Source organism: Streptomyces sp. NPDC050508, from assembly GCF_040655155.1.
Taxonomy (GTDB): domain Bacteria; phylum Actinomycetota; class Actinomycetes; order Streptomycetales; family Streptomycetaceae; genus Streptomyces.
The window spans coordinates 80,427-99,385 of record NZ_JBFAJJ010000017.1 but is presented as its reverse complement, the minus strand read 5'-3'; the positions used below and the strand labels follow the sequence as shown (position 1 = coordinate 99,385).

19 protein-coding genes and 1 pseudogene are annotated in these 18,959 nt (G+C 68.7%); 9 read left to right on the top strand and 11 right to left on the bottom strand.

The features are described from left to right. The first annotated feature begins 9 nt into the window (after positions 1-9). Both AB0I69_RS37660 and AB0I69_RS37655 read left to right on the top strand, forming a co-directional pair. A complete protein-coding gene (locus AB0I69_RS37660) occupies positions 10-873 on the top strand; it encodes a biotin--[acetyl-CoA-carboxylase] ligase (protein WP_363100245.1) in 864 nt (287 codons plus the stop codon). A gap of 118 nt (positions 874-991) precedes the next feature. Next, complete coding sequence (locus AB0I69_RS37655) at positions 992-2,128, top strand: adenylate/guanylate cyclase domain-containing protein (RefSeq protein WP_363100244.1); 1,137 nt, start codon at positions 992-994, stop codon at positions 2,126-2,128. Here the strand turns inward: AB0I69_RS37655 and AB0I69_RS37650 are convergent. Further along, positions 2,117-2,746, bottom strand: coding sequence for a hypothetical protein (locus tag AB0I69_RS37650; RefSeq protein WP_363100243.1), 630 nt, complete (start codon positions 2,744-2,746; stop codon positions 2,117-2,119). The two genes, AB0I69_RS37655 and AB0I69_RS37650, sit on opposite strands and share 12 nt — an antisense overlap. Positions 2,747-2,892: 146 nt before the next feature. Here AB0I69_RS37650 and AB0I69_RS37645 point away from each other — a divergent pair, with 146 nt between their 5' ends. The 3 genes from AB0I69_RS37645 (at position 2,893) to hutH (ending at position 6,717) form a co-directional block, all read left to right on the top strand. Beyond that, a complete protein-coding gene (locus AB0I69_RS37645) occupies positions 2,893-3,699 on the top strand; it encodes an enoyl-CoA hydratase-related protein (protein ID WP_363100242.1) in 807 nt (268 codons plus the stop codon). Positions 3,700-3,756: 57 nt separating this feature from the next. Then, positions 3,757-4,902, top strand: coding sequence for a sensor domain-containing diguanylate cyclase (locus AB0I69_RS37640; RefSeq protein ID WP_363100241.1), 1,146 nt, complete (start codon positions 3,757-3,759; stop codon positions 4,900-4,902). A gap of 276 nt (positions 4,903-5,178) precedes the next feature. Next, complete coding sequence (hutH, locus tag AB0I69_RS37635; RefSeq protein ID WP_363100354.1) at positions 5,179-6,717, top strand: histidine ammonia-lyase; 1,539 nt, start codon at positions 5,179-5,181, stop codon at positions 6,715-6,717. 71 nt (positions 6,718-6,788) lie between these two features. Here the strand turns inward: hutH and AB0I69_RS37630 are convergent, their stop codons facing one another. Together AB0I69_RS37630 and AB0I69_RS37625 are read right to left on the bottom strand one after the other, a co-directional pair. Continuing rightward, positions 6,789-7,595: a hypothetical protein gene (locus AB0I69_RS37630; protein ID WP_363100240.1), complete on the bottom strand. Its 807-nt coding sequence runs from the start codon at positions 7,593-7,595 to the stop codon at positions 6,789-6,791. Between the two features lie 41 nt (positions 7,596-7,636). Then, positions 7,637-7,930, bottom strand: coding sequence for an LAETG motif-containing sortase-dependent surface protein (locus tag AB0I69_RS37625; RefSeq protein WP_363100353.1), 294 nt, complete (start codon positions 7,928-7,930; stop codon positions 7,637-7,639). Positions 7,931-8,060: 130 nt separating this feature from the next. Here AB0I69_RS37625 and AB0I69_RS37620 point away from each other — a divergent pair, with 130 nt between their 5' ends. Both AB0I69_RS37620 and AB0I69_RS37615 read left to right on the top strand, forming a co-directional pair. Then, entirely contained in the window at positions 8,061-8,414 is a 354-nt protein-coding gene (locus AB0I69_RS37620) for a hypothetical protein (RefSeq protein WP_363100239.1), read from the top strand. 230 nt (positions 8,415-8,644) lie between these two features. Next, complete coding sequence (locus tag AB0I69_RS37615; RefSeq protein WP_363100238.1) at positions 8,645-9,895, top strand: Ig-like domain-containing protein; 1,251 nt, start codon at positions 8,645-8,647, stop codon at positions 9,893-9,895. A 578-nt stretch (positions 9,896-10,473) separates the two neighbouring features. Here AB0I69_RS37615 and AB0I69_RS37610 read toward each other — a convergent pair. From AB0I69_RS37610 to AB0I69_RS37600, 3 genes are read right to left on the bottom strand one after another with little or no spacing between them, the layout of a single operon-like run. Next, a complete protein-coding gene (locus tag AB0I69_RS37610) occupies positions 10,474-10,797 on the bottom strand; it encodes a hypothetical protein (RefSeq protein ID WP_363100237.1) in 324 nt (107 codons plus the stop codon). Beyond that, the gene (locus AB0I69_RS37605) at positions 10,794-10,997 is read right to left on the bottom strand and encodes a DUF397 domain-containing protein (RefSeq protein ID WP_363100236.1); all 204 of its coding nucleotides are present in this window, start codon (positions 10,995-10,997) and stop codon (positions 10,794-10,796) included. Before AB0I69_RS37605 ends, AB0I69_RS37610 begins: the two co-directional genes overlap by 4 nt. Next, positions 10,969-11,832: a helix-turn-helix transcriptional regulator gene (locus AB0I69_RS37600; protein ID WP_363100235.1), complete on the bottom strand. Its 864-nt coding sequence runs from the start codon at positions 11,830-11,832 to the stop codon at positions 10,969-10,971. Before AB0I69_RS37600 ends, AB0I69_RS37605 begins: the two co-directional genes overlap by 29 nt. Before the next feature lie 112 nt (positions 11,833-11,944). On the opposite strand from AB0I69_RS37600, the gene AB0I69_RS37595 reads away from it, so the two are divergent. Beyond that, positions 11,945-12,130: a hypothetical protein gene (locus tag AB0I69_RS37595; RefSeq protein WP_363100234.1), complete on the top strand. Its 186-nt coding sequence runs from the start codon at positions 11,945-11,947 to the stop codon at positions 12,128-12,130. Further along, positions 12,127-12,486 (top strand): ATP-binding protein, encoded by a 360-nt coding sequence (locus AB0I69_RS37590; protein ID WP_363100233.1) that lies wholly within the window; start codon positions 12,127-12,129, stop codon positions 12,484-12,486. Before AB0I69_RS37595 ends, AB0I69_RS37590 begins: the two co-directional genes overlap by 4 nt. Here AB0I69_RS37590 and AB0I69_RS37585 read toward each other — a convergent pair whose 3' ends face one another. From AB0I69_RS37585 to AB0I69_RS37565, 5 genes and pseudogenes are all read right to left on the bottom strand, one after another. Further along, on the bottom strand, positions 12,487-12,954 hold the full coding sequence (locus AB0I69_RS37585; RefSeq protein WP_363100232.1) for a hypothetical protein: 468 nt from the start codon (positions 12,952-12,954) through the stop codon (positions 12,487-12,489). It lies immediately after the preceding gene. Further along, a complete protein-coding gene (locus tag AB0I69_RS37580; protein WP_363100231.1) occupies positions 12,926-13,927 on the bottom strand; it encodes an RHS repeat-associated core domain-containing protein in 1,002 nt (333 codons plus the stop codon). Before AB0I69_RS37580 ends, AB0I69_RS37585 begins: the two co-directional genes overlap by 29 nt. Before the next feature lie 5 nt (positions 13,928-13,932). Further along, positions 13,933-17,646 (bottom strand): putative T7SS-secreted protein, encoded by a 3,714-nt coding sequence (locus tag AB0I69_RS37575; RefSeq protein WP_363100230.1) that lies wholly within the window; start codon positions 17,644-17,646, stop codon positions 13,933-13,935. Continuing rightward, positions 17,646-18,329 carry a hypothetical protein gene (locus AB0I69_RS37570; protein WP_363100229.1) on the bottom strand — a complete coding sequence of 228 codons (684 nt, stop codon included), beginning with the start codon at positions 18,327-18,329 and terminating at the stop codon, positions 17,646-17,648. Before AB0I69_RS37570 ends, AB0I69_RS37575 begins: the two co-directional genes overlap by 1 nt. Further along, a pseudogene (locus tag AB0I69_RS37565) lies at positions 18,326-18,813 on the bottom strand (hypothetical protein). Before AB0I69_RS37565 ends, AB0I69_RS37570 begins: the two are co-directional and overlap by 4 nt. Positions 18,814-18,959 lie beyond the last annotated feature (146 nt).

Sequence of the window (18,959 nt, the reverse complement as noted above, 5' to 3'; positions counted from 1 at the left end):
GTGGCTTGCATGACGCCGCGAGATGCCTCAGACGACAGCAGCCGTTGGTCCGATCTGGAACGGCCGCCCCTCAACCCCGGCGCACTGCGGCGCGGGCTCGTGCGTGCGGGCGGGCTGTGGACCGGCATGGACGTCGTGCAGCGCACCGGTTCCACCAACTCCGACCTCGTCGCCCTGGCCGCCGCGGGCAAGGCGGACGAGGGCGCCGTCCTGGTCGCCGAGGAGCAGACCTCCGGGCGGGGACGGCTCGACCGGCAGTGGACGGCACCGGCCCGCTCCGGCCTCTTCTTCTCGGTCCTCCTCAAGCCGAGCGACGTCCCCGTGGCCCGCTGGGGCTGGCTTCCGCTGCTTACGGGTGTCGCCGTCGCGACGGGCCTGTCCCGGTCGGCCGGCGTCGACACGGCACTCAAGTGGCCCAACGACCTCCTGGTGACTGTCGACGGCGAGGAACGCAAGGCCGGCGGCATCCTCGCCGAGCGCGCCGGGGACGACGCCGTGATCGTCGGCGTCGGCATCAACGTCACCCTGCGCGAGGACGAGCTGCCCGTGCCCCAGGCGGCCTCCCTGGCCCTGGCCGGGGCGGTCACCACGGACCGCGATCCCCTTCTTCGGGCGGTTCTACGGTCCCTGGAGCACTGGTACGACAAGTGGCGCGCGGCGGGCGGCGACCCGGCCGCGAGCGGCCTCCAGGAGACCTACGCGGCCGGCTGTTCGACGCTCGGGCGGCTGGTACGGGCCGAGCTGCCGGGGGACCGGTCCATCACCGGCGAGGCCGTCGCGATCGACGGCGACGGGCGCCTCGTACTGGCTACCGAGGACGGCGTGCAGGAGCCCGTGGGGGCGGGCGACATCGTCCACCTGCGCCCCGCGTGACCCCGACCGCTCTTGTGGCGGCTCTGTCCGTGTGACTCACGGAGTGAGCTGGCCCACACCTGCCGTAGCATTGGGCCCGGTCGATACCTGACCGTGGCAGATCGGAAGGGCAGCAGGCGTGACCGTCGACGACACGGGCTCCGGCGCGGACGCGGACGGCCGGGTGGACCCCGATGCCGCGGATTCCGGCGATTCCGGTGAGGACCCGCTCGCGCTGCGCCTCGAAGGGCTCATCCTGGGCGCCGAGCGCCGCTACACCCCGTTCCAGGCGGCCCGCACCGCCGGTGTCTCCATGGAGCTGGCCACCCGCTTCTGGCGGGCCATGGGCTTCGCCGACGTCGGCCAGGCCAAAGCGTTCACGGAGGCGGACGTCCTCGCGCTGCGACGCCTCGCCGGTCTCGTCGAGGCGGGGCTGCTGAGCGAGGCGATGGCGGTGCAGGTGGCCCGCTCCACCGGACAGACCACCGCGCGGCTGGCCGGCTGGCAGATGGACTCGTTCCTGGAGGGCCTCACCGAGCCGCCGGAACCGGGCATGTCCCGCACCGAGGTGACGTACCCGATCATCGAGCTGCTGCTGCCCGAGCTGGAGGAGTTCCTCGTCTACGTCTGGCGGCGCCAGCTCGCCGCCTCGGCGGGCCGGGTCGTTCAGGCCGGTGACGACGAGGAGATGGTCGACCGGCGGCTGGCGGTGGGCTTCGCCGACCTCGTCGGCTTCACGCGGCTGACGCGCCGCATGGAGGAGGAGGAACTCGGCGAGCTCGTCGAGGCCTTCGAGACCACCGCCGCCGACCTGGTGGCAGCGCGCGGTGGCCGTCTCATCAAGACCCTGGGCGACGAGGTCCTGTTCTCCGCGGACGACGCCGGAGTCGCCGCCGAGATCGCGCTGCGCCTGATCGAGACCATGGCCAACGACGAGACCATGCCCGAACTGCGCGTCGGCATGGCCTTCGGCACGGTCACGACCCGCATGGGCGACGTCTTCGGGACGACGGTCAACCTCGCCTCCCGGCTCACCTCGATAGCGCCTCGCGACGCTGTCCTCGTCGACAGCGACTTCGCGGAGGAACTCATCCGCAGCGGTGAGGCTCCCGCCTCCGAGGCGGAGGCCGCCGAAGCCGCGGCCACCGCCGAGAAGGAGGGCGAGGAACCCCCGACCTATCGCTTCGCGCTCCAGCCGATGTGGCAGCGCCCGGTGCGCGGCCTCGGCGTGGTCGAGCCGTGGCTGCTCACGCGCCGGGACTCGTCACCGGCGTAGGACCTCGTCCACGCAGAGGCCGATGATCGGCACGCAGAGGCTTGGCCGACTCGGCGCGGGGGCAGGGGAGTTGGCGGTTCGGCTCGGGGTGGGCGTGGGCGTGGGCGTTGAGGCGGGTGCGGGTGCCGTGGTCGACGTCCGGTGCGGGGCCGGTTCCTGAGGTGCGGGCGGGGGCGTGGTGGCCGTAGCCGTCTCGGGAATGGTCGTCGGGTCCGCGGCGGCCGTGGGTGCCGCGGTCGCATACGGAGTCGGTACGACCCCGGAGGTCATGGTCGGAGTCGCGCTCACGCCTCCCATCACCGAGGTCGCCGAGGGGATCGCCGTCGGGTCGGCGCTGATCGTGGCGGCCGCGTTGGCCGGGCGGTCGGTGCCGTCGCCGGTTCCGGTGCCCGGGTCCGGGCGGGGGTCCGCCTCTGCCGTACCCAGCCCGCCGACTCCCGACTCGGGCGTCAGCCGTACGAGGCTCAGCACACCGGCGGCCACGGCGAGCCCTCCGACGGCGAACAGGATCTTGCGCGGGCGGGGACGGCGGTGCCGGCCGCGCGGGGACCGGGGGAGGGGCGGCGGCTCTATGTCCGCGGTGTCCTCGGCCCGCTCCGCCTTCGTGGTCGTCGTCATGATCTCTCCCCTGTGGTGTGGCGCCCGCACGTTATGCGCTTCTACGGGCGGTGCGGCGGGAGTTGGGCGGGATGTCACCCGAACGGGGAAGGCCCGTGCGATGATCGGGGCGAGTTCTGTTAACCCACGTTAACCAGGAGGCTGTCATGAGTGCGGAGCGGTCCGAGGAGCGGTTCGGGGAGTTCGTGCTGGTGCGGCGGCACGGGTACGTCGCGGAACTCGTCCTGGACCGGCCCAAGGCCATGAACGCCGTCTCCACGGCGATGGCGGGCTCGATCGCCGAGGCGTGCGCTGCACTGGCGGCGGACCGGGACGTACGCGTGACCGTGGTGACCTCCTCGCACGAGCGGGCGTTCTGCGTGGGCGCGGACCTGAAGGAGCGCAACTCGTTGAGCGATGCGGAACTCGTACGACAGCGCCCGCTCGCGCGTGCGGCGTACACCGGGGTCCTGGAACTCCCGATGCCGACGATCGCCGCCGTGCACGGCTTCGCGCTGGGCGGCGGCTTCGAACTCGCCCTGTCCTGCGACCTGATCGTGGCGGACCGCACCGCCGTGGTGGGGCTGCCGGAGGTCTCGGTGGGCGTGATTCCCGGGGGCGGCGGTACGCAGTTGCTGCCCCGGCGGGTGGGCGCGGCCCGCGCTGCCGAACTCATCTTCACCGCACGGCGGTTGGAGGCGGCGGAGGCGGCGGAACTGGGCCTGGTGGACGTCCTGGTGGACGCCGGCCAGGATCGCGAGGAGGCGCTGGCGCTGGGCTCGCGCATCGCCGCGAACTCGCCCGTCGGGCTCCGGGCGGCCAAGCGGGCGCTGCGGCTCGGGCACGGGCTGGATCTGCGGGCCGGTCTTGAGGTCGAGGACGCGGCGTGGCGGTCGGTGGCGTTCTCGGGGGACCGGGCGGAGGGCGTGGCGGCGTTCAACGAGAAGCGGAAGCCGGAGTGGCCGGGGGAGTAGGTACTCGTTCGCCGCATTGATATCCCTATATGTCCTCAATGTCCCTAGCCTGGAGTGATGGGTGAGGACAGGCGGCTGGCGGCCGTGGTGGAGCTGGCGCAGGGGATGGCGGCGGCGCACACCCCGCGGGAGTCCTGGCGGGCGGCGGCGTCCGGCGCGTGCCGGGCGCTGACCGGGAGTTTCGCCGCCCTCTCCGTGTGGGAGCGGGAGCTGGGGCGGCTGCGGGTCCTGGTGAACGTGGGGGAGCGGGCCGCGGGCGAGGAGGAGTTCCCGGACGGCGAGACCTATCCGGTGCACCAGTTCCCGGAGATCACCGAGTTCCTGCACGAGCGGTGGGCCGGCGGCGGTGAGCCCAACGCCTGGGTCGAGACCGCCGAGGGCCCGGCCGCGGGCAGCCCCGGCTACTGCCACCAACGCGTGGCGGCCCTACGGCGTCGTAGGCGCGGATGCTGTGTGGTCGCCCCGATCGTGCTGCACGGGCGGGCGTGGGGTGAGCTGTATGTGGCGCGGCCGGTCGGTGCGGCCGTGTTCGACCGGGGGGACGCCGACTTCGCGACCGTGCTGGCCTCCGTCGTCGCGGCCGGGATCGCGCAGACCGAGCGGCTGGAGGAGGCGCGGCGGCTCGCCTTCACGGACGCGCTCACCGGGCTCGCCAACCGTCGTGCCGTCGACGTGCGGCTCGACGAGGCGATCGAGCGGCATCGGCGCGACGGGGTTGTGGTCAGCCTGGTGGTGTGCGACCTCAACGGGCTCAAGCGCGTCAACGACACCCGGGGGCATGCGGTGGGGGACCGGCTGCTCGAACGCTTCGGTTCGGTGCTGTCGTTGTGCGGAGCCATGCTGCCGGGCGCGCTCGCGGCGCGGCTCGGCGGCGACGAGTTCTGCCTGCTCGCGGTCGGGCCGCCGGCCGATGAGGTGGTCGACGCGGCCGTTGAACTGTGTCGCCGCGCGGCCGAGTTGGAGCTGGGTGAGGGTGTTGCGTGCGGGGTCGCGTCGACCGAGGATCCGATCGGGGTGGTGCGTTCCGGGCGGCGGTTGTTCCGGCTGGCCGACGCTGCCCAGTACCGCGCGAAGGCGCTCCGTGCGGACAAGCCGGTGGTCGCCGGGCGGGACGGGCCGGATGATCCTGTGGTGCAGCTTGCGGACTCCCCTACGCCGGAGATGCCTGCCGAGCGGCGGCGGTTCCGGGGGCGGCGGGCGTGATGGGCGGGTGCGGGTGTGTGGGTTGTTCGCCTGGGGTGCGTTGTGGGTCGGTGCCGTGTCGGGGGGTATCCGTCCTCGGAACGGCGCGGAATCGGTCACTCAAGAATGTGGGGGTGTTGACGCGCCAACCGCTGCGGGCGGACACCCCCCGACACGACGCCTTGCCGCCGTACGCGACTGCCGGCCCGCTCGGCCCAGTGACCTATCTGTAAGGGTCTAACCGGTGACCCGGTAGTGACACCGCTGCATTCAGTGCGTACGCTCCTGAATATGGATATGCACACTGTGGTGGTGGGGACGTCCGGGGTCACCGCGTCCGACGTCCTCGCCGTGGCGCGTGGGGGCGCCCGGATCGAGCTTTCCGGTGAGGCCGTCTCGGCGCTTGCGGCGGCGCGGGAGATCGTGGACGCGCTGGCGGCCAAGCCGGAGCCCGTGTACGGCGTGAGCACCGGGTTCGGGGCGTTGGCGTCTCGGCACATCAGCCCGGAACTGCGGGCGCAGTTGCAGCGCAATATTGTTCGTTCGCATGCCGCTGGGATGGGGCCGCGGGTGGAGCGGGAGGTCGTACGGGCGCTTATGTTCCTGCGGCTCAAGACCGTCTGCTCGGGGCATACCGGTGTGCGGCCCGAGGTCGCGCAGACCATGGCCGATGTGCTCAACGCCGGGATCACGCCTGTCGTCCACGAATACGGCTCTCTGGGTTGCTCCGGTGACCTGGCGCCGCTCTCCCACTGTGCGCTCACGCTCATGGGCGAGGGTGACGCCGAGGGTCCGGTCGGGGTCGTGAAGCCTGCTGGTGAGCTGCTCGCCGACGCCGGTATCGCGCCCGTCGAACTGCGGGAGAAGGAGGGGCTCGCTCTTCTCAACGGTACCGACGGCATGCTCGGCATGCTGGTCATGGCCCTCGCCGATCTGGACATGCTCTACAAGTCCGCCGACGTTACGGCGGCGCTGAGTCTGGAGGCGCTGCTCGGTACCGACAAGGTGCTCGCGCCCGAGCTGCACGCGATCCGCCCGCACCCGGGGCAGGGTGCCAGTGCCGCCAACATGCTTGCCGTGCTTGCCGGTTCGGAGCTGACCGGGCACCACCAGGACGGCGCGCCCCGCGTCCAGGACGCCTACTCGGTGCGGTGTGCTCCGCAGGTCGCCGGTGCGGGCCGGGACACGATCGCGCACGCACGGCTCGTCGCCGAGCGGGAGTTGGCGTCGGCCGTCGACAACCCCGTTGTGCTGCCCGACGGTCGGGTGGAGTCCAACGGCAACTTCCATGGCGCGCCTGTGGCTTACGTCCTCGACTTCCTCGCCATCGCCATCGCCGACCTCGGTTCGATCGCCGAGCGCCGTACCGACCGGCTGCTCGACAAGAACCGCTCGCACGGGCTGCCGCCGTTCCTCGCGGACGACGCCGGTGTCGACTCCGGGCTGATGATCGCCCAGTACACGCAGGCCGCGCTGGTGAGTGAGATGAAGCGGCTGGCGGTGCCCGCCTCCGCCGACTCCATCCCCTCCTCCGCGATGCAGGAGGACCACGTCTCCATGGGCTGGTCGGCCGCGCGCAAGCTGCGCACCGCCGTCGACAACCTCACCCGGATCATCGCCGTCGAGCTGTATGCGGCCACGCGTGCGGTGGAGTTGCGTGAGGGGCTGGCTCCGGCGCCGGCCTCGCGGGCGGTCATTGACGCCGTACGTGCGGCGGGAGTTGAGGGCCCGGGGCCGGACCGGTTCCTGTCGCCGGACCTCGCCGCGGCGGACGCGTTCGTGCGGGGCGGGCACGTCGTCGAGGCCGTGGAGAAGGTCACCGGGCCGCTGCGGTAAGGGAGTTGGCCAACGGGCCGTTGCTGTAGGGCTGTTGGGGCCCGGTCGTTGCTACGGCCGGGCCCTGTACGTCACTTCAGCTTGGCGGACTGCGCCGTGACCACCGCGGCCGGGACCGTGTAGGCCTTGTCGGCGACCATCGCGCCGATGTTCATCGTGTAGTACGTCGCGACGACGTTCCCGTGGCGGACGACCTCGGCGTGCGCGACGGGCGTCTTGCCGTCCGCTGCGTCCGGCTCGCCGTACGCCGCGTACGCCACCGACTCGTCGCCGGTCCCCGCGCCCTTTTCGGTGCTGACCTTGGTGAACTTCTGCTTCTCGCCGCCGGCCGTCCCCGTGAAGCCACCGGCGCAGCCCGCGACCGCGTCGGACACGGCCTTGAAGGCCTTCTCGGCGCCGTCACCGTCGTACGACGAGAGCCCGACCATCGTCAGGTCGACGCTCATGGAGTCGGTGAGGGCCTTCTCGACGTCGGCGCTGCTCATGTCCTCCAGGTCGGCGGAGGCGGTGGCCGAGGGCTTCTTGTCCGCGGTGGCCATGCGGTTGGTCTCCGCGGGCGCCTCGGCCGGGGCGACGCCGCTCATGACGTAGAGAAGGGGCTTGCACTTCTCGTCGCCCTTGATGCCGCTCCTGCCGCCGGGGATCGCCTCGCCGGCCGCGACCTTGTAGCCGTCGACGTCGCCCTGGGCGAGGATCCGCTTCTTCAACTCGGCGGCGGTGAGCGCCTTGGCGTTGTTCTTCTGCGAACCCTGGGCGGAGTTCGCGGTGTTGCTCTTGGCGTCGTCCGAACCGCCGTCGGAGCAGCCGGTGATGAGGGCCAGCGACAGTGCGCTCACCGCGACGGTGGCGCACAGGCGTATGCCCGATGATCTCTTCATGAGCGGACTATGAAGCTTAAGTCAAGGAAACGTCAAGCAACTTAAAAGCCGAGGCGTTCCCGTCGTACCGAATACGCCACGAAACCGGCGCCGAGGCCGAGGAACACCGTGCCGCCGACGATGTACGGCGTGGTGTTCGGGCTTCCGGTGTCGGCGAGTCGGGTGTCGTCGGAGGAGAGGGTGACGGCCGTCGATGTCACCCTCGCCTGCTGGGTGACCTGCGAGGTCGGGGTCGCCGAAGTCTCCACTCTGGCCTGGTTGGTCACCGTCGCGTTGGCGGAGGGGACGAACCAGAGGGCGCCCAGCAGGGTGCCCGCGGCGGTGGCGGTCAGCATCGTTCGGCGAGCGGTTGACACGGAATATCGATCCCCTTGTGGCGCTGGCGAATTGGCCGTGTGGAGCGATGCTAATGAACTGTGCGGGTCGCGGGAAAGTCACGGGAGCTGTGGGCCGTACGCTCCCGGCATGAGCACCCCAGAGACATCACGTTTTGTACGCCTTCGTGTCGAACTCGTTCTTGAAGTCGAGAACGAGGACGCCGTGACCAAGGCCGCGCTGGCCAAGATCGCCGACGATCCCGAGCTGCCCGGCGACGAACGCGGGCACGCCGAGAACGCTGTGACGGAAGACACCGCCGAGGCCCTCGCCTATCTCGTGGACCCGTTCGACCTGGTCAGTGAGATGCCCGGGGTCGAGCTGGCCCAGGCCTCGTGGAGCAGTGAGGAGATCGACTACGACCCGGATTCGCCGGATTGGGACCTCGACGAGGATGATGTCGACGGCGATGAGGATGCAGACGGGACGGCAGTGGCCGGCTGAGCCGTGCGCGGGAGCGAGTGACCCCGGACGGCAACCGCCGTCCGGGGTTTCGTCGTCCGTACGGTTCCGAGCGCCACAGACGGTTCCGGGGGCCACGGTGGACGTGGCGTGCCCCACATGTGGGCGACAAGCGGAACGGGGCGCACCAGTCGTAGCGTTGGTTTCTTAAGAAACTGGTTAACGGGGCGCTCGGGGTTTTCGGGGATTCGGCAACGATGGAGAAACGTGTGATGACGGACAGTAAGCGGCGCAAGAGCCTGGTGGCTGCGTCCGCACTGCTCGGCGGTGTGCTCGTGCTCACGGCGTGTTCCGGCAGCGACGACAAGTCGTCCGGGAGCGATTCGAGCCAGAGCTCGCAGTCCAAGGCCGACGAGGCGGCGGCGAAGAAGTCCTCCGAGGCCCAGATCAAGATCACGCCTGCGGACGGTTCGGACAACGCCTCCATCAACAACTCGGCCGCGGTGACTGTCAGCAAGGGCACGCTCACGGCCGTGACGATGACGACGGCGGACGGCAAGGCCGTCGCGGGCACCATCGCCGCCGACAAGCTCAGCTGGAAGCCCAGCGCGCAGCTGGACCGCTCGACCACCTACAAGGTCGCGGCCACCGCCAAGGACTCCGCGGGCCTCGCCGCCCACGAGAACGCCTCGTTCACCACGGTCTCCCCGGCCAACAGCTTCATAGGGAACTTCACTCCCGAGGACGGCTCCACGGTCGGCGTCGGCATGCCCGTCTCGATCAACTTCAACAAGGCGATCACGAACAAGGCCGCCGTCCAGAAGGGCGTCACCGTCACCTCCACCAGCGGCCAGGAAGTCGTCTGCCACTGGTTCAACACCCAGCGCATGGACTGCCGCCCCGATGACTACTGGAAGGAGAACTCCACCGTCACGCTGAAGCTCGCGCTCGACGGCGTCGAGGGCGCCTCCGGTGTCTACGGCGTGCAGCAGAAGACGGTGACCTTCCACATCGGCCGCAACCAGGTCTCGTACGTGGACGCGAAGACGAAGCAGATGAAGGTCGAGCAGGACGGCAAGGTCGTCAAGACCATCCCGATCTCGGCCGGTTCGCCCGAACACACCACGTACAACGGCCAGATGGTGATGTCCGAGAAGTTCACGCAGACCCGCATGAACGGCGCGACGGTCGGTTTCACGGACGACGACGGCAAGGGCGAGTACGACATCAAGGACGTCCCGCACGCCATCCGCCTCACCAGCTCCGGCACGTTCATCCACGGCAACTACTGGGGCTCGCCGTCGGTGTTCGGCAGCGTCAACACCAGCCACGGGTGCGTCGGCCTGCAGGACGTGAAGGGCGCGGGCGACAAGAACATGCCGGCGGCGTGGTTCTACAACAACTCGATCGTGGGTGACGTGGTCGTCATCTCCAACACCGGTGACAAGACGGTGTCTCCCGACAACGGCTTGAACGGGTGGAACATGGACTGGGCTCAGTGGAAGGCGGGGTCGGCGGTCTGATCTGACTCGACCTGCCAACTCCGGTTCGCTTGAAGGCGGTTGCCCCTGACTGGGGGTGGCCGCCTTTTCGTTGCCTGGCTCAAGTGGTCCGTGGCATAGGTGAGTTGCCGGTAATATCCGTCATATGACGCGCCCTCGGGTGCGCCTCCCTTGTTCCGGGTCCCGTCCCCTCGGGGCCCGGCCCGAAGCGAGGCGGCTCCGGGTACAAAAAAGGCCGCCTCCCTGAGAAAAGGGAGGCGCACCCATGGGACGTCATGCCAAGCCAAGGCTGACTCTTGTGTGTCGGTTCACCCGGTTGCTGCCGGAATCGTGGGCCAAGCACGTGAGGAGGTGGTGGCTCTGGTGGATCGCCAGGTAGCCGGAGGCCCCCAGCAAAATTAGGGGCCTCCGAAGGCTCCTGAGCGAGCCTGAGCCCCTGTCGCGGATACCCGCCGTGGCGGGGGCTCGTTCCTCTTCACCGACGACGATACCGGCTACGGCGCCCGCAGCAACCCCGACTCGTCAACAGGGGTCTTGAGTGCGGTGATGAAGGGGGCTGCCAGCGGGTGGGCGGTCGCCTTCGGCGTTGGTGGGCGTTGTTACTTCCGGTCCAGGTCAGTGATGTATCCCTGGAACTCGGCGGGCAGTTCAGCGACATCGATCTCGCGCAGATGAGCCATGTGCGCGTCCTCCACGTGACCGGTAGACGTGAGCTCCAAGAGGGCGTGGAGTTGCGCCTCCAGGGCGGTGTGGTCCCGCTCGCGGGCCGCGGTCGCGGAGAGCACGGTCGCCAAGGTGACGGCTTCGGCCGACGTGTAGGAACGGATCCAGTCAGTCACTTCATCGGCACCACGTCCGCGCACGGCGGGGTCGTCCAAGTCGGTGATCTGCCGGAGCAGTTCCAGGAGGTGGTTCGCCTTCACGTGGCTTTCAGGGAGGCGATGAAGGGGGCCCAGGCGGGGGCGGTGAGGATGAGGGCGGGGCGGTGGGGGGCCTTTGAGTCGCGTACGGGGACGAGGCCGGGGAGGTTGTGGGCGACCTCTACGCAGTCCCCGCCGCTCTCGTTGCTGTAGCTGCTCTTGAACCAGAGAGCTTCACTCAAGTCGGTCTGCGTGTTTGCCATTTCGGTAGTCCTCTGCTGCTTGCTCGATGAGCCTAAGAGACGCCTCGGGCGGTAGCGCAGCGGCCCTGAGTCGACCGTATGCCTTCGAGTACTGGCCCACGAGTGCCGGATCGTCGATCAACTGGCCGCTGTACATCCCCTCCGTGTACATGATCGGCGGGGCGTCAGCAAAGCTCAGGAACCTGGTGGCGCCCATCATGAACGGGTGCGCCCCTGAGTTCCGCAGAAGGATCTGCGGAATGGACCGGCGATGCTTACGCGTCACCTCTGCGATATGGGCGAGCTGTTCGGCCATGTCACCGGGTGGGAGGATCGGGTTCGTGAGGATCTCCTCGTGGAGTACGAGCCAGCTCTCGGGCGCCTCCTGATCCTCGAAGAGCCAGGCGCGCTTGCGCCGCGCCTCGACCTTCTCCCTCACCGCCTCTTCGGAGTACGTGGGGTGCGACGCGAGGACAACGGCCCTAACGTATGTCGGCAGTTGGAGGGGGCCCGGGATCAGGGACGGATCCCACTCCTCGACCTCTCTCGCGTGCTCCTCCAACTCAAGGACGTCGGCGAAGTACTCGGCGTGGGCCCCCTTCCGCGCCTTTCGCACATCCTCACAGTTCCGCTCGAAGAACCCGTCCGTCCCCAACACCCGGTCCGCGTGCTGAGCCAGATCCAGCGGCATCCTTCGCTCGCCGTGCTCGATGTCGCTGAGGTAGGTCTTGCTGTAGAAGCTGCCCTTCAGGAAGGCGTCCAACGACAGCCCCGCCTCCTCCCGCTTCCACCTCAACTCCTTGCCGTAGAAGGTCGGAACGCTCATCGACCCGTCGATGTCCTTGCCCCGTGCCACCACTTGCCCTCCTCCGCAGCCCCGGTCGCGAACGCGAAACCTCTTTTACGGTAGCCAGCGGAACGCCAGTCTGTGAGGAGTTCGTCACAGAGCGCACAGGAGGCACCCGTTCATGTCCACCCCCTACGACACGACCCTCTGCGTGGAGGAACTCCGCGACGCCCTCGCCCTGCACGGCATCACACTCCCCTCCCTCGGCGTGGACATCCTGTACGCCGGCCTCGTCGCGCTCGGGAACTGCAACACCGCCACCGCCCGCGAACTCGCCGCCGCCCTCCGCAAGGCGGCGGAACGGTGACTTTCGAACTGCGCCTGCTCGCCACTCCGAAGGCCGTACCGGAACTGCGCCACCACCTCCGCCACCACACCTACGACGTCCGCCTCTGCGCAACGGAGTTGGTGACGAACGTGATTGACCATGTTGGGGAAGGGACCCCGGTGACTGTCCGCGTCCTCGGTACGGATGACGGCCACACGCGCATCGAGGTCACCGATCCGGACCCGCGCGCGTTGCCACTGCTGCTCCGGGCGGGCGCGACGGACGAACACGGTCGGGGAATGGCGCTACTTGATGCGCTGGCGGTGAGGTGGGGCGTGGAGCCGGGGGTTGACCGGAAGACAGTGTGGTGCGAGTTGAGCGAGATGCCTGCTTGACTACGGCTGAGGAAAATCCAGCACAAGAATCCAGTACTCACCCTCTTCGGTGGTCGCCGCGCACACGCGATGGCCAGTAATGGAACGGGCTACGAAGAGGAGTTCATCGGCGGCTCCATCTAGAGCCGAGATGTCAGTTGTTTCCGTCAGTCTTACCTGAACCCATGGATGCTTTAGTCCGACAGCCACCAAGAATGATCCGTCATCGGAAATTACCCCGGCGCTCAGTGCCTGAGACCTCCAAGATGAGTTGACCTGGAGAGCTGAATTCGCGGCGCTGATCGTGATTCGCTGGGCAGGCTTGGCGTCGATATGAACAACGCGCTGGAATGCTTGTTCTGCAGATGGCCCTTCAGTACCCGCAAAAGAGGAAATCACCTCCAGCCCCGCGTTCTGCAGTCGGGAAACGATTGATGCATCCACAGTGAACTCCGTAACGCTATTCTTCAAAGAAAAAGTGGTGGTCACCGCCAGGCTTGTCCAATTGGCGGTACCGTTCCATGGTCCCATACCCTTGCTTGGTATTGTCCCAGCCGAAGTTGACCCAGTTCCGGGAACGGTCCTCTGCATTGAAACCCTTGGGTGCACCTGCATGGAAGTGTGGCCCCGCCGGATCATGCGTGTGCTCTACGACAACGCGGGATCCGTCCTCCGTCTCGAATTGTCGGAAGTTTCCCCAATGGGTCGGCTCTGGTGAATAGACGTGTCCCGGCATGTTCTCCAGCTTTACGTTACCCATAACGGTCCACTCGGCGTCAGGTGATGTCCCGTAAGGTACTCCGGCCAGATCGAAGGCTGCTTTCTCTGCATCCGTACGAGTTTTGAACGGATTGCCCTTTTCGCCTTGCGGGCATGACGCAAGTCCATAGGGGTCGGAGGATGTGTGCGGATTGGCGACATAAGTTGCCGGGTTCGGTGCAGGTGTGAGTCCGAGTGGATCCGGGCTGAGGTAGCGAGCGATCTCCGGGTCGTAATGCCGGAAGTAGTTGTAATGCAGCCCCGTCTCGGGGTCGAAGTACTGCCCCGGGAAGCGGAGCGGTGTGTAGGTGGTGCTGTTGGCCGCCCAGGCTGTTGTGCCCCAGAGGGTGCTGCGGGTGTGCCAGGCGATGTCGCCCTGTTCGTCGATGAGTTCGGTGGGGGTGCCCACCAGGTCGGTGACGATGGCGAAGAAGCGGGAGTCGATCTCCTGTTGAGGGGCGTCCGCGGTCGTGATGCGTTCTGTCTGGGCTATGGGGCTCAGGCCCTGGTGGTCCCAGGTGAGGATCACCGGGTTGGGGAGGTCCGTGGACGTGGTGGTCTGTTCGCAGAGGGTGGTGCCGTCCCAGGTGAACAGCACATTCTCTACGACCGTTTCGGCGTCCGCGACCAGGCGGAGCTTCGCCGTGCGGCGGCCGAGAGGGTCATATGTGTAGCGCCAGCGCGTGCCGTCCGGAGTCGTCACTGACGTCAGGCGATCCTCCGCGTCCCACTCGTAGCGCCACGTGTCCGGCCGCCGGGACAGGCGGGTCTTCTGGGGCGCAGGGTGATGCGGCCGAGGGCGTCGTGTTCGTAACGGACGTTGCCTGCGCGGGTGATGAGGGTGCCGGTGTAGGCGCGGCCGCCCGTCGCCTCCTGGCCTGGGTGCCCCGTCGGCCAGTGAGCCTGCGTCTGGTTGCCCGCCTCGTCGTACGCGTACCGCTCGGTCCAGTTCGCCGCGTGGACCGCCGTCACCCGACCGACCGCGTCCAAGTCGAAGCGGCGCGAGCCGGAGAGCTGGTCGTCGATCGCGGTCAGGTTGCCGTCGGCCCGGTAGGTGTAGGCGCGGTGTTGGAGGGAGCGGCCGGTTGAGCCCGTTGCCGACTGGGTCGTCAGGCGGCCGACCGCGTCGAAGGTGTGCTCCAGGGTGAGCGTTTCGCCCACCCGGCGGGCCAGTTCGCGGCCCACCTCGTCGTACGTGAAGTCGATGGAACGGCCCGCGGCCGTCATGCCGGTGCGGCGGCCGGACTCGTCGTACGTCCAGGTCGTGGTGGCGCCGGAAGGGGTTGTGCGGGCTGCGGGGCGGCCGAACTCGTCGTAGCCGTACGCCAGTTCGCGGCCGTCGACCGTCTCCGAGCGGACTCTGCCGTGGCGGTCGCGCAGGATCGTCAGGGTGGTGTCCGGGCCGGTTGCCTGGGCCAGTCCGTCTGTCATGTCGTAGGCGTACGTGGTGACTTGGCCGGCCGCGTTCTTGCGGATCACCTGGCCCAGTGCGTTGCGCTCGAACTCGATCGACTGGCCGAGGGCGTTCGTGCGGGTGGTCAGGCGGCCCGCCGGGTCGTTGGTGTAGGTGAGGGTGCGGTTGTCGAAGTCCGTCTCCGCGATCGGGCGGCCTGCCGGGTCGTAGGCGTAACTCCAGGTCAGGCCTTGTGGGTTGGTGACCCGGGTGAGGTTCAGTTCGGTGTCGTGGGTGAACTCGTGGCGCACTCCGTCCGGGCCCGTGCGGGACGTCAACAGGTCGAAATGTGTGTACTCGAAGTGGGAGATGCCGCCCAACGGGTCTGTGTGGCTTGTGCAGTTGCCCTCGCCGTCGTACGTCCAGGACTCGGTCGTGCCGTCCGGTGCCGTGCGGCGGGACAGGTGGCCCTCGGTCGTCCACTCCAGATGGGTCGCCGCACCCAGTGCGTCGGTGAATGTGACAGGTCGGCCGAAACTGTCACGTTCGTAGAAAGTGACCCCGCCCAGCGGGTCCGTGATCTCCAGTGGGAGGCCGGTGCGGTCGCAGTGGACGGTCGTGGTCTGGCCGAGCGGGTCGGCCACGGAAGTGAGGTGGCCCGCCGCGTCGTACGTGAAGCGGGTGGTGTGGCCGAGGGAGTCCGTCACCGAGGTGCGGTTGCCGCGGTCGTCGTATGTCTGGCGGACTACCGTGCCGTCCGGGTTCACCAGCCTTGCAGGCAGGCCGAGTTCGTTGTACTCGGCCCTCGCCTCGCGCCCGTCGGGGCGGGTGACCGTGAGCAGGTTGCCGGTCTCGTCGTAGTGGAAGGCGGTGGTGTGGCCGAGTGGGTCGGTCCGGGACAGGAGGCGGTTGTGGCGGTCGCGGCGGTAGCGGGTGACCGATCCCGTCTCGTCGATCTCGGCTGTCACCTGTGCGCGGTCGTTGACCTGGTAACGGGCCGTGTGGCCGAGAGAGTCGGTGATGGCGGTGACCCGGTGTCCTGTCTCCGGGTCGGTCGTGTCGTAGGTGAAGGTGGAGTTCAAGTGGCCTGCGACGCCCGACTGATGGGTGCAGCGGTCCTCGTCGTCGTAGACGTAGTCGAAGCGGCTGCCGTTGGTATCCGTCCAGGACGTGATGCGGCCGTGTTCGTCGCAGCCGAAGTGGAGTGGGATTCCGGATGAGTTGGTCACCTCGGTGAGGTGGCCGTCGGTGTAGCCGTAGCGGAGGATCTCCTGGGCCGAGCCGTCGCTCGCCGCCCCGGTCAGGGTGAGGGCGGTTATGCGTCCGTGCGCCGTGGTGAACTTCAGCTCGTAGCCGCCGCTGTGGGTGACTCCGAGGGGGGTGCCTTCAGTGTCGTACTCGAAGGTGATCCAGTTGCCGTTGCGGTCGTCGATCTGTTCCAGGACGGCCAAGTCGTCGGTGTGGTCGGTGAAGTGCCACACCCGGCGGGATTCCGGGTCCGTGATCGTGTAGCCGCCGTCCTCTCGGTTCAGCGGCCAACGCGGGCCGTGGCCGGGGAGGGTGGGCAGGCCCGGTGCAGGGTGTGGGTAGGCCAGCAGCAGGCCGTCCTCGGCGATGAAGACGACGCCCTCGGAGTCGATCTCCAGGCGTTGGTCCACCGTCGACGACCACGTGGGCCCGAACCAACGGCCTGACCGGTAGGCCGAGTTGAACGAGCGCTTGAGGATCAGCGGCAGTGAGCCCCGCAGGGAGACGTCGGTCTGGGGCAGCACCATGTGGCCCGTGGCGACATCGATGGGGTCCCTCTCGCAGACCGTCTCCTCCGGGCGACGGCTGGTGGCCTCGGGGTTTTCCGTCGCGCCCTTGCGCCCGGCGCCCGCCGCGTCCCCGGCCGCATCCTTAGCCGACCGCTGAACCCCCGTCTCGACCGCACTCTCCGCGCCGTCCTTGAGCGCGGCCCGCCCGAACGCCGCCTCCAACCCCGCCCCGTCTCCGAAGAGATTGGGAAGCAGCCGTCCCGTCCCCTCCGACGGGTCCTTCATGAAGTCTTCCAGCATCGTCTTCGCGGCCCGCTCCGGATGCGCACCCGTCGAAACCAGGCCCGCCAGCGTCATGTTGACGTTCTGGACGTACGCCGCCGGGTGGGTCAGGTTGTACGGGTCCATCGGGTTGAGGCCGCGGGCGAAGTTCAGGATGCCCGCCGTGCCCTTCACCACTCCGGCGTCGAAGTGCAGGATCTCCGTGTTGACGGCCTGGTAGCCGTCGATCGCGTCCGCCTTCAGCTGGGTCAGTGGGGGTGGTTCGGCGGGGGCGTGGGCGAGGGCCTTGCGGACCGCGCTTGCTGCCGTGCGGCCGGCCTCGTCGCGTTGGCGGCGGGCCTCGTTCAGGATCTCGTGGGCGCGTTGTACGGCGGCTGCGCCCGGGTCCGTCGACGGCTCCTGCTGCTTGCCCTTGGCGTCCGTGGCCGCCGTCAGCTTCGCCTTGTACGCGTCCGACGCCTTCTTCCCCGGCCCGTACAGATCGATCGCGTCCCGCGCCTGCCCCTGCGCCCACTCCACCGTGTCCGCGTACGACGACAGCGCCTTGCCCGCCGCGTCGCAGGCGTCCGCCGCCTGGAGCCACCTCGTGGGGTGCATCGCGAATTTCTCGCGGAAGGTATTCGCCGCTTCGCCCTGCCAGGACGACGAGTTGAGCCTGCGCATGCCGTCGCCGACCTTGTCGAAGGCCGCGTAGAAGTCGGTCAGGTGCTTGGCCGTCGCCCGGATCGCCTTCGCGTCGCCGTGGACCAGGTCCTTGGGCTGGTCGCTCTGGCCCAACTGCTGCTCGCCCGGGGTCGCGCCGAGGTCCGAGGCGATGCGGTCGCCCGCGTTCTCGACCTTGTTCGCGAGGTCGTGTGCGCCGACCTTGTCCAGCGCGTCGCCGGCGGCATCCGTGCCCTTGTCGACCAGTTCGCCCGTGAGCTTCTTGCCCGCGTCGACCACATGGCCGACCTCGCTCAGACCGGAGTTGACCAGATCGCCGATCCCCATCAGCCCGCGTCCCCGCCGCCCTGCCGAGCCTGTTCCTGCGCGGCCTCCGCCGCTTTCGCCCGCTCCTCCGGTGACGGGCCCAACGGGCCGTCGAGCATGTCGTTGTACTCGTCTCCGCTCAGTCCCGCCGCGCTCGCCAGGTTCGCCGGGTTGAGGCCCAGCGGGCCGATCGTGTGCGAGGTCATCACGTCCCGCGCCACGTCCTTGTAGGCCTGCTCGCTGTTGTCCAGCGCCTTGTCCATCGACGCGGCGCTGTAGTCCACGCCGCCCGTGTACTCGTTGTTGCGCACCAGGTCGCCCCAGCCCTGCTTGGTGACGTCGTCCTCCGACGCGTACGGGTTGCCCATCCCCGCGTTCACCACGATCTTCATCGTGCCCTCGACGTACTGGTCCGTCTCGTAGAGAGTCCCTGCCGAAAGACCCACGCCCGTCGCGAAGTTGTTGCCCTCGATCACCAGCGCGCGCACGCCCCACTCCCAGCGTTCGCAGAACGACGTGAACTCCGACAGCAACTCCTCGTTGCCCAACTCCAGCCCGGAGAGGGCGAGTTCCGAGAATCCGCGGCCCGCTCCGGCAAGGCTGTCGATGCCCAGGTCCTTCAACTCGCCCAGCACCAGGGTGATCCCCTGCGCTATCTCGTCGAGCCCGGCCGCCTTGATGTCCTCGCCCGCGTCCCCGCTCATCCCCGTATCCCCTCCGCGTCTGCGTCTGCGTCTGCGTCTGCGTCTGTGTCCGCGTCCAGCGCCGCCGCCTCCGGCACGATCCCCGACACCGGTGGAAACAGCGCCCCTTCGCCCTCGGTGCCCACATCCAGGGCCACTCCGCACGGCGCACCCACAGCACTCACAGCCGGCACCGCCGCGTCCAACAAACGGGCGCCCAGCAGCCGTTGATACGGCCACTCCCGCCCGCCTTCACCCCTCGCGATCGCGAACCTCGCCAGCGCCGACTCGTTCGAAAACGCGTAGATCCACCGGATACCGCCGAAATCGCCGACCAGGGGTGCGTCGTCCTCGTCCGTGGGGACCAGTACCGCCGTACGGCGGAACTCGCCCAGCAGTACGGCGAATTCATGCCGGCCGCGTGCGGCAACGTCACTGCTCAGAGGCTCAGAGGCTCAGGGGCAGGGTCACGGGTTGGAGCGGGAGGCGCCTCCGCCTCGCTCATCTCCGCGTAGTCCGAGAGGCGGGACCGGGGTATGTCCCCGGACTTCCCGCTGTCCTGTATGCCGCTTCCCCCGCGATCAGACATGAGGGAAATCATCACACCAGCACATCGCGCACCGCAACGCGCACACGCCGGCACCCTCGGGA

Coding starts and splice junctions, on each gene's coding strand:
- AB0I69_RS37660 (WP_363100245.1), top strand. CDS start 10: ATGACGCCGCGAGATGCCTCAGACGACAGCAGCCGTTGGTCCGATCTG.
- AB0I69_RS37650 (WP_363100243.1), bottom strand. CDS start 2,746: ATGACGACGACCACGAAGGCGGAGCGGGCCGAGGACACCGCGGACATA.
- AB0I69_RS37645 (WP_363100242.1), top strand. CDS start 2,893: ATGAGTGCGGAGCGGTCCGAGGAGCGGTTCGGGGAGTTCGTGCTGGTG.
- AB0I69_RS37640 (WP_363100241.1), top strand. CDS start 3,757: ATGGGTGAGGACAGGCGGCTGGCGGCCGTGGTGGAGCTGGCGCAGGGG.
- hutH (WP_363100354.1), top strand. CDS start 5,179: ATGCACACTGTGGTGGTGGGGACGTCCGGGGTCACCGCGTCCGACGTC.
- AB0I69_RS37630 (WP_363100240.1), bottom strand. CDS start 7,595: ATGAAGAGATCATCGGGCATACGCCTGTGCGCCACCGTCGCGGTGAGC.
- AB0I69_RS37625 (WP_363100353.1), bottom strand. CDS start 7,930: ATGCTGACCGCCACCGCCGCGGGCACCCTGCTGGGCGCCCTCTGGTTC.
- AB0I69_RS37620 (WP_363100239.1), top strand. CDS start 8,061: ATGAGCACCCCAGAGACATCACGTTTTGTACGCCTTCGTGTCGAACTC.
- AB0I69_RS37615 (WP_363100238.1), top strand. CDS start 8,645: ATGACGGACAGTAAGCGGCGCAAGAGCCTGGTGGCTGCGTCCGCACTG.
- AB0I69_RS37605 (WP_363100236.1), bottom strand. CDS start 10,997: ATGGCAAACACGCAGACCGACTTGAGTGAAGCTCTCTGGTTCAAGAGC.
- AB0I69_RS37595 (WP_363100234.1), top strand. CDS start 11,945: ATGTCCACCCCCTACGACACGACCCTCTGCGTGGAGGAACTCCGCGAC.
- AB0I69_RS37575 (WP_363100230.1), bottom strand. CDS start 17,646: ATGGGGATCGGCGATCTGGTCAACTCCGGTCTGAGCGAGGTCGGCCAT.
- AB0I69_RS37570 (WP_363100229.1), bottom strand. CDS start 18,329: ATGAGCGGGGACGCGGGCGAGGACATCAAGGCGGCCGGGCTCGACGAG.